A 12,203-nucleotide genomic window follows, 5' to 3' on the forward strand; every position below is an offset into this window, starting at 1 on the left:
GGCAGAGCCGAAGGACCCTAGTGCGCCTGCGGTATGACGGCGACCGGGCAGGGCGCTTGGTGCAACATGGTCTGGCTGACCGAGCCGGCCGCTTCGGCCGCGGCCCAGCGGAGCGCGTTCTCGCAGTCGGGTCGTCCGTCGATGCCTACGACAACCTTCATGACGCGGGTTCCAGACGTAGGGCGAGCTGGACCAACGCGCGCAGGGCGGCGACGGTTTCGGCGATCTCCTGGTGCGAGGTGACCGGGTGGACGGTCCGGAACAGGTCGTTGCGGAGGTCCTCGAGGCGGTCGACGAGATGCTCGATCTCGGTCGCCACGAACCGGTCCTCGGGCTTGCCGAGCAGCGGCAGGATGCGACCGCGATACGTGACCACGGTCTGCTGCGCCTCGGCAAGCCGACGCTCCTCCAGGAACCAGTCGTCGGCCTCGCCGGTCTCGGCGATGTCATCGAGCTGGGCTTCCCAACGGTCGATCTCCTGCTGCAACTGCGTGCTCATCACCGGCTCCTTCGCTCACCTCCAGCCTCACCCGGATCCGCGACAAGCACACCGGCCAAAAGCCCCGCCCAACCAGGCCATTCGGCCACTGCATCGAGTTGAAGGACGGGCGGGCGGAGCGCGACAGTTCGGCGATCTATGGCGCCGTGCTGGGCAGGTAGGTCAGTTGTCTCGGCCCTGCCAGGTGGTGATGCAGGCTTCGTTGCCCTCCAGGTCGGCGAGCACCCAGAAGGCGGGGGCGCGGGTTGCGGACACGAGCCGGCCGCCGGCCGCCAGTGCGGCTTCGAGCCGTCGGGGTGCCTCGTCGTGCGGAACGCTGACGTCGAGGTGGATGCGGTTGCGTTGCGGGCGTTCCCGGTCCATCTGCTGGAACCAGACGGCCGGGCCCTGCCAGAGCGGGTCGATGAGCGGATCCTCCGGCCCCGCGGCGCCCGCCTCGTCGGCGTACCCCAGCACTGCCTTCCAGAACGGCCGGATCCCGGCGATGTCCATGGCGTCGATCGCGATCTCCAGCAACTGGACCGACCGTACTTCGCCTGCTCCGGGCTCCGGCACGAACCCGGACTTCTCAACGGTCGTGGAGATCCTGCGCGCGAGCTCGGCATCGAGGGTGGTGACCGCCGCCTGCTCCGTCGACTGCAAGGTGAGGACAGCCCGATCGGCGCGTACGTCGACCCGCAGATGGCGATCCGCGTCGTCACCACACGCCGCGACCACATCCGCTGCCACGCCGATCGCTTGCGCAAGCGTCCCCACCAGAACCGACGTCTGGAAGGTGCCCAGCACATACCGCCACCCGTACTCCTGAACAGCCTCCGACGCTTCCTGCCGACCGAGTCTCCGCTCCATGCCCGCATCCTGCCAGTCACCTGGGACAGGACTAGGGTTGGGCCGGTCGTCGAAGCTGCAATGGAGGAACTGTGAGACGTGTCGCCGGTTGCCTGCTGGTTGTCAGTGCGTTGGCTCTCGGCCTGGTGGCCGTGCCGGGTCCGGCGGCGGATGCTTCGCCCGGGCGGGCGTCGCGGTTCTCGCCAGGCGCGCCGGGCGCGGGCGATCCGTACTTCCCGGACATGGGGAACGGCGGGTACGACGTCAGCCACTACGACATCAAGCTGGCGTTCGATTCCAGCACCAAGGCGATCAGCGCGACCACGACGATTGTTGCCCGCGCCACGCAGAACCTGTCCCGGTTCGACCTGGACTTCCAAGGGCCGCTGAAGATCAGCAAGCTTTCCGTCAACGGGCGCGCCGCGTCGTTCACCCGGAGCGGTGCGCAGGAGTTGGTCGTCACTCCCCGGCACGGCCTGTGGCGGGGTACGACGTTCGTCGTGTCGGTGACCTACGCGGGCGTCCCGCAGAAGATCGACGACCCGGCCCTGGGCATCTCCGGCTGGGTCGCCACGAAGGACGGGGCGGTCGCGCTCAACCAGCCGATCGGCGCGGCGACGTACTACCCGGTGAACGACACCACCGACGACAAGGCGACGTACACCCAGACCGTCACCGTGCCGACCGGCCTCACCGTGCTGGCGAACGGCGAACCCGGACCGACCACCACGCGCAACGGCCGGACGACCTTCCGCTGGCAGATGAACCAGCCGATGGCCAGCGAGCTGGCGATGCTCGCGATCGGGAAGTACGACGTCACCCGCGGGACGACCGCGGACGGCCGGCCGAACATCACCGCGATCGGCCAGTCGATCGACACTAAGCCCGGTCAGGACAAGGTGTTCAACCAGACCACGGCGCAGATCGTGCAGTGGGAGTCGTCGCTGTACGGGCGGTACCCGTTCGGCTCGACCGGCGGCATCCTCGCCGATGTCGGCGTCCACTACGCCCTGGAGACGCAGGGTCGACCGGTGTACGACCAGCGCACCAGCAAGGTCAGCGGCGACCTGCTCGCCCACGAACTCGGCCACCAGTGGTTCGGTGACAGCCTCACGCCGGTGCACTGGTCGGACATCTGGCTGAACGAAGGCTTCGCCACGTACTCGGAGTGGCTCTACCAGGAGAAGTTCAACGGCGTCCCGGTGCAGCAGAGCTTCGCGGAGACGTACGCCGGCGAGAAGGACTGGTCCGGCAAGGTGGCCGACCCGGGACGGGATCAGATCTTCGACGACCTGGTCTACAACCGCGGCGCGATGACGTTGCAGGCGCTCCGGCTGAAGATCGGCGACCGTGCGTTCTTCCAGGTGCTGAAGGAGTGGCCGGCGACGTACCGGCACGGCAACGTGTCGACGCAGACCTTCATCCGGTTCGTGGAGCGGCTGACGCACCGCGACCTCGGTGCGTTCTTCCAGACCTGGCTCTACCAGCCGGGCAAGCCGACCCTCTGACCATCCGGGGCGTGTTGCTGCCTGAGCCGTCGGTGCCGGGGGCCGATCTGCCTGTCCGGGCGGTCCTGCCTGCCACGGTCGACGCGGTGCGTTCGCGCGGTACGGCGGTGCTGGTCGCGCCGCCGGGATCGGGAAAGACCTCGCTGCTGCCGCTCGCGCTGGGCGACGCCCTCGACGGGACGATCATCGTGGCCGAGCCGCGACGGCTGGCGACCCGCGCGGCGGCGGCCCGGCTGGCGACGCTGGTCGGCGAACCGCTCGGGCAACGGATCGGTTATGCGATGCGCGGTGAACGCAGCGGCGGCCGCGGGCTGCGCGTCGAGGTAGTGACGACAGGGCTTCTGGTACGGCGTTTGCAGCAGGACCCGGAGTTGGCGGGGGTCGCCGCGGTGGTGATCGATGAGTGTCACGAGCGGCATCTCGACGCTGATCTGCTGCTGGCGTTCTGCGTCGACATCCGGGCGAATCTTCGGGACGACCTGGCGATCGTGGCGACCTCGGCGACGCCGGACACGGTGCGGCTGAGTCGCACGCTGGGCGGCGATGCTCCGGCGCCGGTCGTCACCGCGTCTGCCGCGCTGTACGACGTTGCGGTCGAGTGGTTGCCGCCACCGGTCGCCGTACCGCTGCTTCCCGGAGGGCGGGTCGATCCGCGGCTGCTGGATCACGTCGCGGGCGTCGTACGGCGTGCGGTGGCCGAGAACGACGGCGACATCTTAGTTTTCGTGCCGGGGGAGGCCGAGATCAACGGGGTGGCTCGTCGGTTGGCCGGTGACAATGTGCTGCCGTTGTTCGGTCGGCAGTCGCGGGCTGAGCAGGAGCGGGCGTTGACCTCGACCGCGACTCGCCGGATCGTGGTCACGACGTCGGTCGCGGAGAGTTCGCTGACGGTGCCCGGGGTTCGGGTTGTGGTCGACTCGGGTCTGGCCCGGGAGCCGCGGACCGATCAGTCCCGCGGCCTTGGCGCGTTGGTCACGTGCCGGGTGTCGAAGTCGTCGGCCGACCAGCGCGCGGGCCGCGCCGGCCGGGAGGCGCCCGGCCGGGTCTATCGGTGCTGGTCGGCCGCCGACCACGCACATCTCGACGATCACCCGGCGCCGGAGATCGCGATCGCCGATCTGGCCGGGTTCGCTCTCGACCTGGCGGCCTGGGGTGCGCCGGCCGGCGAGGGTCTGACGCTGCTGGAGGAGCCGCCGGCGGTGGCGATGACCGCGGCCACCGAGTTGCTGCACCGTCTCGAGGCCGTCGACGACGCCGGCCGGATCACCGAACGGGGACGGCAGATGGCGGCGATCGGAGCGCATCCCCGGTTGGCTCGTGCTCTCCTGGACGGCACACCGCGCGTCGGAGCCGCCCGCGCTCGCGAGATCGTCGCAATGCTCTCGGACACCTCCAGCGGCGACTCCACCGACGACCTACCAGCCCGCTGGCAAGCCCTCCGCCGCGGCACCGACCGCGGAGCCACCACCCGCTGGCAAGAAGAAGTCAAACGCCTCACCCGAGGCACCACAGCGAACGACGCCTCGGCGAGTGGTTCGCGTGGTGGGGCGGCGGGCCGCGCGTCGGCGAGTGGGTCGGGTGGTGGGGCGGCGGGCCGTGCGGCGGCGGGTGCGGCTCGGGGGGTGCCGGCGGGGCGGGGGTCGGCGGGTGCACTGGCCGATGGTGTGTCGGCGGGTGGCTCGCGAGGTGGGACGGGAGATGGCGCGTTGGCGGCTGGCTCGGGTCGTGGGATGGCGGGGGATGGGGTGGTGGGTGCTGTGGTGGATGAGGTTGCGGTGGGGGTGGTGGTGGGGTTGGCGTATCCGGAGCGGGTTGGGCGGGTTCGGGGGGTGGGGTCGGCGACGTACCAGATGGCTGGGGGGACGGGGGCTGTGCTGGATGCGCAGTCGGGGTTGCGGGGGATGAGTTGGTTGGCGATCGCGGTCGCTGATCGGGCGCCGGGGCGGGCCGATGCGCGGATCCGGTCCGCGGCGCCGATCGATGAGCGAACGGCGCGGGACGTCGCGGGCGAGCTGGTCGCGACCACCGACCAGATCCGCTGGGACGACGGCCGGATCGTCACGCGGCGCGTCGAAACCCTCGGCGCGATCGTGCTCAACGACGTACCGCTCACAAACCCAGATCCACTGCTCGTCCAGGCGGCCGTCCGCGACGGTATCCGGCGCAGCGGTCTATCAGTACTGCGATGGTCCGACGCCGCCCGCGCCTTGCGGGAACGGCTCGCGTTCTGCCACGCCCACCTCGGACCCCCATGGCCCGCGGTCGACGACGAAGCCTTGCTGGCCGGTCTCGACGACTGGCTGGGCAGTGAGCTCGCCTCCGTACGAGTCTCGCGCGATCTCGCCCGCATCGACGTGACTTCGGCGCTCCGGCGACTCCTGCCGTGGCCCGCGGCGACCCGGTTCGGCGAACTCGCCCCGGAACGCCTCCACGTGCCCTCAGGCTCCGAACTACGACTGACGTACGACGGCGCCGAGCCGCCGGTCCTCGCCGTGAAACTGCAGGAAGTCTTCGGCTGGACGGCCACTCCCACTGTCGCGGACGGCCGCGTCCCGGTCGTCCTGCACCTCCTGTCTCCCGCCCGGCGCCCCGTCGCGATCACCAGCGACCTCGCCTCGTTCTGGCAGCAGGGCTACCCCCAGGTCCGAGCCGAACTGCGAGCCCGCTACCCCCGCCACCCATGGCCGGAAGACCCTCTCACCGCCGTCCCGACCAAGCGCCCGAAACCACGCCAATGACGGCGTCACTCCCCGCGCCGAGGTGGTCGTCCATGAACGGGTTGATAACCGTCGAACCGGTATTGCAGAACTCCTTCACCACCGGTCAGATCGGGCAGCTGGTGCTGGAGCTCGTGTAGTCGCGCCGCGACGAGTCGTGCCTCGATCCGTGCCATCGCCCCGGCCTGCCACTGACCGACGGGTTCCGCGCCCATCCGGCCCAGAACGGATTGCAGCGCGGCCGCATGGTCTTCCGGTATCTCCAGCGAGACCCGCAGCACAGGCTCGCACACCTGAGTCCCGGCCCGACGAAGCGCCTGCACGCACACCACCGGTGCGACCTTGCGATAGTCCAACGCCGTACTGCGAGGTCCGCGCTTCGACGGCGGCCCGTCGGCCACGCTGTAGGCGACCTCGATCAGCGTGACAACACAATCGGTGACAGCCCAACCGTAGAGGCCGGCCGCCAAAGCTCCGCGGACATGCTGCTCGACGGTGGCCGCGAACCGGGAAACATCGCCATACAGATATAGCGGTACGTCGCGAGCCGCCACCGCGACGACGAAACGGATCCCGGTACCGGGATCCGCCGGCTCGATCCGCAAGCCGATGGTCGCCTGGTACGGGTTGCTGGGCGTGTTGAGCCGCTCGACCGCCGTACCGACGCCACTGGGCCGTTCGATGTGCAGCACGGACGCATCGGCGAACCGGGCCTGTACGCCGTACTCGTCGGCCAGCGTCGCCTCGAGAACCTCCTGTTGCACCCGGCCGTAGAGCGAAACGGTCGGCCGCCCGGACGCGTCGACGTGGACGTTGATGAGCGGGTCCTGATCGGCCAGCTGGGCCAGCGCGGACCGCAACGCCGGCCCGTCCTCGGGGCGCTCGGTCCGGACCGCCGCCTCCAACGTCGGCGGCGGGAACTGCGGTTCGGCCGGGTCGGGTACGTCGCCGGCCGTATCGCCGACCCGGACCGCCGGCACCCCGTGGATCCTGCCGATGGTGCCGGGACCGAGGCTGTCGACGAGTTCCCACCCGCGGTCGCCGTACGTCTCCAGTGCGCTGGGCTTGCCGCTCCGCCCGCCGGGCAACTCCAGCAGCTGACGCGGTCGCACCGTGCCGCGCAGCATGCGCAGGTACGCGACCTTCTCACCGCCTGAGCCGCGCTCCACCTTGAACACACGCGCCGAAACGGCGTCCTCGGCGTACCCGGACGCGGTCGGCAACAGCGTCGACAGCGACGCCATCAGGTCGCCAACGCCGGCGCCTGTTGCCGCGGACCCGGCGAACACCGGATGCAGCAACCCCGCCGTCGTCTGGGCCGAGATCGCAGTACGCAGCCTGCCGGCCGACACCACAGCGCCGTCCACGTACCCGCGCAGGAGCGGCTCGTCGTGCTCGGCAAGCGTCGTCGTTGCCCGCTCGGCGAACGCCGGGTCGTCGTACCTGGAGACACAGAACTCGGCGGCGCGCGATCCGGCCTGACGGACCTGGCCCATGACCAGGACGTCAGGACTCAGCCGGGTACGGACGGCGGCAACCACCCGGTCGAGGTCGGCACCGACCCTGTCGATCTTGTTGACGAACAACAGCGTCGGCACCCGCAGACGCTGCAGGGCGCGCATCAGGATCCGGGTCTGCGGCTGCACACCCTCGACCGCCGACAGCACCAGGATCGCGCCGTCGAGGACGCCCAGAACACGCTCGACCTCGGCGATGAAGTCCGGGTGGCCCGGGGTGTCGACGACGTTGATCCGCCGGTCGCCCAGCGTGAACGACACGACCGCGGACTTGATCGTGATGCCCCGGCGCCGTTCGAGCGCGAGGGTGTCCGTACGAGTGGTACCTGAATCGACCGAGCCGAGTTCGTCGATCGCCCCGCCGAGGTGCAGCAGCCGCTCGGTGAGAGTGGTCTTACCTGCGTCGACGTGAGCGAGGATGCCCAGGTTCAGAAAGCGAGTAGGAGCTGGTGACACGCGAAGTCCTCAAGACAGGAGAAGCCGGAAGAGTGAGGCGAAGGTTCGCGTGTGCTGCTCGCATCGAAGACTCCTGAATCGCGTGCCCGAACAGAGCTACCACTGCCACCCTAGGACCGCGCACGAGGCCGGTGCCAGCGCTTTTCAAGTAGCCTGCCGGTATGACTACGGGTAACGCCGTGCAGGATGAGCTGGAGCGGCTGCGGGACAGCATCGACAACATCGACGCGGCCGTCGTTCATATGCTGGCCGAGCGGTTCAAGTGCACTCAGCAGGTCGGGCGGCTGAAGGCTGAGCACGACCTGCCGCCGGCCGACCCCAACCGTGAGGCCGCTCAGATCGCGCGGCTGCGGCGGCTGGCGGAGAACGCGAAGCTCGATCCGGCGTTCGCGGAGAAGCTGCTCGGGTTCATCATCAGCGAGGTGATCCGGCACCACGAGCAGATTGCGGCCGACACAGAGGTCGGCCGCAACTGAGATCGGTCAGCCGTCGTTGTCCGCGCTGGGGATGTAGGCGCCCGGTACCTCGTCCGGGGTGTAGATCGTGGGGTCGCCCGGGTAGGGCTTGGTGAACGCGTGGGCCTCGTACCAGGAGAAGCGGTTCATCTGCGCCGGAGGAGCGGAGTCGACCTTGGCGTTCGGGCCGGTGAAGGGCTGCTTCGCCTTCCAGGCCTCCCACTTCGCGGCGACCGCCTGCTGAGCGGCAGGGACGTTGTCGGTGGGTACGGGCGCGGCGGCCGGGTTCTGCGCCGCGGGGGTGTCCGCGCCGCAGGACGGAAGGGTCGACAGGCCCTGGGTCAGCGGTGTCCGGTTGGGGAGTGCGGTGAACGGCGTGTAGTCGGGCTTGGTGGTGAACGCCGTACGCATCGGGGTGGCGGCGCTGTCCTTCTGGTTCATCGGCTGGATCCCGAGGATCTGCTCGATGGTGCGGATCATCGTGATCTGCGTGTAGTAGTGGCTGTCCGTGACGCCGTGCTGCGCGTACGGGCTGATGATCTGGATCGGAGCGCGGTGGCCGTCGACGTGGTCGAGCCCTGCCTGTGAGTCGTCCTCGACCACGAAGATCGCGGAGTCCTTCCAGTACTTGCTGTGCGAGATCTCGTCCACGACCTTGCCGACGGCGAGGTCGTTGTCCGCGACCTGGGCGGGGCCGGTCGGCCCACCGCCGGTGTGGTCGTTCGGGAACCAGAACATGTTCAGGTTCGCCGGCCCGTTCTGCTCGAAGTCACGCTTCCAGATCTCGTACCGGTAGATGTCGGGGATGCTGAGGTCGCCACCTGGGTAGCCGTGCACGGAGATGTCGTTGAGCGACGGGATGTCGACGTTGGAGTACATCGGGTACGCCGTGGCCCGCGCCGGGTCGGCCGCCATGTTCTTGGTGTCGCAGTACAGGTTCTGCCAGCTCGCGGCGGACGGCTTGTTGTTCTGCTGCATCTGGTACTCGCCGAAGTCACGGGCGGTCTTGCCCGCCGCCTCCGCACCGGTCCAGAGGAACCCGCTCTTCTGGTGGCCGAGTACGTCGTTGTACGAGTCGTAGCTGCGCTGGTACTCGCCGGCCGTCGACTCGGTGTACTCCGGGTTGTCGGCCTGCATCAGCCAGCTGTGGCCCTCGGCGGAGTTGGTCCCGATGTCGTAGGTGTTGTCGTACAGCCCGAACTGGCGGGCCAGTGCGTGCTGGTTCGGCGTCACGTTCTCGCCGTACTGCGTCAGCGCCGGGTCGCCGTTGCCCTCGGGCATGTCGCCGTACACCTGGTCGTACGTCCGATTCTCCTTGACGAGCAGGAACACGTGCTTGATCGTCGACGGGTCACCGAGCTTGAGCGGGACCGGCACCGGCTTGGCGCCGCCTCTCGCGCGCTGCACGGAGTTGGGGGTCCACCCGTTCTGCTTGAAGACCTGCTGTGTGTAGGTCCTGATGACGCCGTCGTCCGGGAGCTTGAACTGCTGCAGGCTGGATGTCGTGTCGTGGGTGCCGTGATTGCTGCTGTTGCGCAGGGCATCGATGCCGCGGGTGTTCGAGACCACCACGGTGTCGCCGAGGGTGGTGATCTCGGACGGGAAGTAGTCCGTGGGGAGCAGGCCGATGTAGCTGACCGGCTCCAGTGGGTTCTTGTACTTGTAGACCGCGATCGCGTTGGCGCGGCCGAGCGTCACCAGCAGGTGGCCGTCGTCGGTCAGGTTCACCGCGGTCGGCTCGTACCCGACCGAAGCCTCCGGCCACGGCTGAGTGGCGATGGTCTGCACGACCTTGTCCTTGGACGTGTCGATCACCGAGACGTTGTCGGTGGCCGTGTTCGTGACGAACACCGCACCGTTCTTCGCGTATACGGAGGCCGGGTGCAGGCCGACGTCGATGCTGGTGGCCGCGGCCGCTGGGTTCGCCAGGTCGATGACGCTGACCGTCCCGGTGGTGGAGCTACCGGTGAACGGATCGGCCGGTACGGCGGTGCCGTACGAGTTCATCGTGGTTTCGGCCGCGGTGGTCGAGGAGCTGATGTCCCACTCGCTGAGCTGCAGGAGCGGGTCGCCGTAGTTCGCGGTGACGTTCAGTCGGTAGTAGCGGTACGTCGTGGTGTTCTTGAACGTGTAGCTGTTGGTGATGTACCGCGAGTCGAAACGCTGCCCGGTGCGCTTGTCCAGGTCGGTCCAGGTACTGCCGTCGTTCGAACCCTGGAGAGTGAAGTCCTTGGGGTCGCGGCCGGGCGAGTCGTTCGCGGAGGTCAGCGAGTAGCGCACCACCGCCGCGGGCTTGGCCAGCTCGTAGGTCACCGAGCCGGTCGGCTGCTTCGACAGCCACTTGGTCGAAGGATCGTGATCCTTGAGGTTCCCGGCGACCTCGTTCGGCGGGTTCTCACCGTTGGCGGCTACCGCGCTGATCTGGCCGGTCAGGCTGCCCGGCATGGGCTTGGCCGGGCGGCCGCCCTCGTTGCTGACGTAGAGCTTGTCGCCGACCTCGACCATGCCGCGCGGGGCGATGCCGACGGGCCAGCTCTGCTGGACGGCGCCGGTCGCGGCGTCCAGAGCGAGGATCCGGTTCTGCCCGTTGACCGCGACGTACACGGTCTTGCCGTCGGCCGAGAACACCGGCGCGGCGGACAGCGCACGCTTCGAGCCCTGAGCGGCGATGCCGACGTTCGCCGGGTTGGAGAGAGTGCCGTCCGCGTTCACGGTGAACTTGGTGAAGCCGTCGGTCCGGCCCAGCCACAGCTGCGTACCGTCCGGCGAGTACGTCGGGCCTTCCTGTCCGACGTCACCGCCGCTGACCCGCAGGTCCGACTGCGCGTTGGTGCCGACGTACTGCTGCACCTTGTAGGTCTTCAGGTCCACGATCGCGAGCACCTGACCGCCGTCGGTGAGTGAGGCCGCGAGGTGGGTACCGTCCGGGCTGACCGAGGACGACATGATCTTGCCGTACGGGATCACCAGACGCCGCCCGATCGGCTTGATGTACTGGTCGTCGGACACCACCTGACCCCGGTCGGTGGTCTGCCCAACGTGCTCGAACCCGAACTGATCGGTCTGCGCGAAGGCGTTGCTGCCGGTCGCGACCGCACCCAGGGTGGCGACCGCGATCAGTGGTTTCCATGCCTGCCGTCGAGTGCGAGGACTCGTGCGATCCTTCGTACGCCGTTGCCGTGTGACGTGCATCGACTCGTCCCTTCCGGGGCCCTAGGGGAAGCGGTTCGACAGAACCGCAAGGAACCTAGGTACGGCACGTGACGCAGCCCCGGCAGCCAGTCGAACGCGACGGAAACGCCGGACGACCGAGCATGTCCGCGTTCTCAGCCGCGGCGGCGGTGGTCCACCAGGTGCGGCTGGACCGCGTGCGCGACCTTCTCGAACGTGGTCAGCGAGCGGTCGAAGCTCTGGTTGGCGACGGCGACGAAGATCAGGTCCACCAGGAAGAGCTGCGAGTGGCGCGCGGCGAGGGCCTGTGAACGGAAGAGGGAGCCCTCGTTCACGGCCGTGAGCAGGCAGTGGTCGGCGGCGGTGGCCAAGGGACTGCCGGTGGAGTTGGTGATGGCGACGGTGACGGCTCCGGCGGCCGCCGCGGTCTGCAGCACCTGGACGGCTTCGTGCGTACGGCCGCTGTGCGAGAAGGCGACCAGGACGTCGCGGGGTTCGAGCGCGGCGGCGGCGCCGAGGCCGTCGTGGACGTCGGACCAGGACCAGGCCGGCAGGCCGATCACGTTCAGCCGGTGCCGCATCTCCGCGGCGGCGAGCGAGCTGCCGGACACGCCGTACAGGTGGATGCGGCGGGCCGCCGTGAGCGCGTCGACGACCGCGGCCAGGGCCTTGATGTCGAGCTGGTCGACGGTCTGCTGGATCGCGAGCATGTCGCCGCCGGCGATCACCGCGGCGGTGCGTTCGAGCGAGTCGCCGGGCTGGACCTCGGAGCCGATCGCCTGCTGCCAGTTGGCCTGTTCGGCGCGGCCGTTGTCGGTCGCGATCGCAACCTTCAGCTCGGCGTAGCCGGTGTACCCGAGCCGCCGGCAGAACCGGTTCACGGTCGCCGGGGAGGTGTGACTGAGATCGGCCAGTTCGTTGATCGTCGAGCCGACCGCACCGGCCGGGTCGGACACGATGTACGACGCGATCCGGCGCATCCCCTCGGGCAGTTCGTCGGCGGCGGTGGCCAGCTGGGACAGGACGCTCACGTCGTCATCGTGGCGTCCGAT

General features: G+C 69.1%; 9 protein-coding genes. 3 read left to right on the forward strand and 6 right to left on the reverse strand.

All coding sequences use genetic code 11. From position 1 onward, the window contains the following. Positions 1 to 17: 17 nt before the first annotated feature. The 3 genes from ACFV9C_RS33660 to ACFV9C_RS33670 all read right to left on the reverse strand — a co-directional run bounded on the left by ACFV9C_RS33660 (position 18) and on the right by ACFV9C_RS33670 (position 1,348). A complete protein-coding gene (locus ACFV9C_RS33660) occupies positions 18 to 161 on the reverse strand; it encodes a hypothetical protein (protein WP_380199886.1) in 144 nt (47 codons plus the stop codon). Further along, positions 158 to 499 carry a hypothetical protein gene (locus ACFV9C_RS33665; RefSeq protein WP_380199888.1) on the reverse strand — a complete coding sequence of 114 codons (342 nt, stop codon included), beginning with the start codon at positions 497 to 499 and terminating at the stop codon, positions 158 to 160. The genes ACFV9C_RS33660 and ACFV9C_RS33665 overlap by 4 nt, the downstream gene beginning before the upstream one ends. 162 nt (positions 500 to 661) lie before the next feature. Beyond that, entirely contained in the window at positions 662 to 1,348 is a 687-nt protein-coding gene (locus ACFV9C_RS33670) for a VOC family protein (protein WP_380199890.1), read from the reverse strand. 71 nt (positions 1,349 to 1,419) lie between these two features. Between ACFV9C_RS33670 and ACFV9C_RS33675 the strand changes: the two genes are divergently transcribed. Together ACFV9C_RS33675 and ACFV9C_RS33680 are read left to right on the forward strand one after the other, a co-directional pair. Continuing rightward, positions 1,420 to 2,835 carry a M1 family metallopeptidase gene (locus tag ACFV9C_RS33675; protein WP_380199892.1) on the forward strand — a complete coding sequence of 472 codons (1,416 nt, stop codon included), beginning with the start codon at positions 1,420 to 1,422 and terminating at the stop codon, positions 2,833 to 2,835. Positions 2,836 to 2,846: 11 nt separating this feature from the next. Further along, complete coding sequence (locus ACFV9C_RS33680) at positions 2,847 to 5,573, forward strand: ATP-dependent RNA helicase (RefSeq protein ID WP_380199895.1); 2,727 nt, start codon at positions 2,847 to 2,849, stop codon at positions 5,571 to 5,573. A gap of 5 nt (positions 5,574 to 5,578) precedes the next feature. Here the strand turns inward: ACFV9C_RS33680 and ACFV9C_RS33685 are convergent, their stop codons facing one another. Further along, entirely contained in the window at positions 5,579 to 7,525 is a 1,947-nt protein-coding gene (locus ACFV9C_RS33685) for a GTP-binding protein (protein WP_380199897.1), read from the reverse strand. Between the two features lie 161 nt (positions 7,526 to 7,686). Between ACFV9C_RS33685 and ACFV9C_RS33690 the strand changes: the two genes are divergently transcribed. Next, entirely contained in the window at positions 7,687 to 8,001 is a 315-nt protein-coding gene (locus ACFV9C_RS33690) for a chorismate mutase (RefSeq protein WP_380199899.1), read from the forward strand. 6 nt (positions 8,002 to 8,007) lie between these two features. Here ACFV9C_RS33690 and ACFV9C_RS33695 read toward each other — a convergent pair whose 3' ends face one another. Both ACFV9C_RS33695 and ACFV9C_RS33700 read right to left on the reverse strand, forming a co-directional pair. Then, positions 8,008 to 11,172, reverse strand: a complete 3,165-nt coding sequence (locus tag ACFV9C_RS33695) for a discoidin domain-containing protein (protein ID WP_380199901.1) — start codon at positions 11,170 to 11,172, stop codon at positions 8,008 to 8,010. Positions 11,173 to 11,306: 134 nt separating this feature from the next. Next, a complete protein-coding gene (locus tag ACFV9C_RS33700) occupies positions 11,307 to 12,182 on the reverse strand; it encodes a MurR/RpiR family transcriptional regulator (protein WP_380199903.1) in 876 nt (291 codons plus the stop codon). Positions 12,183 to 12,203 lie beyond the last annotated feature (21 nt).

This window comes from Kribbella sp. NPDC059898 (assembly GCF_042730855.1).
Lineage (GTDB): Bacteria > Actinomycetota > Actinomycetes > Propionibacteriales > Kribbellaceae > Kribbella.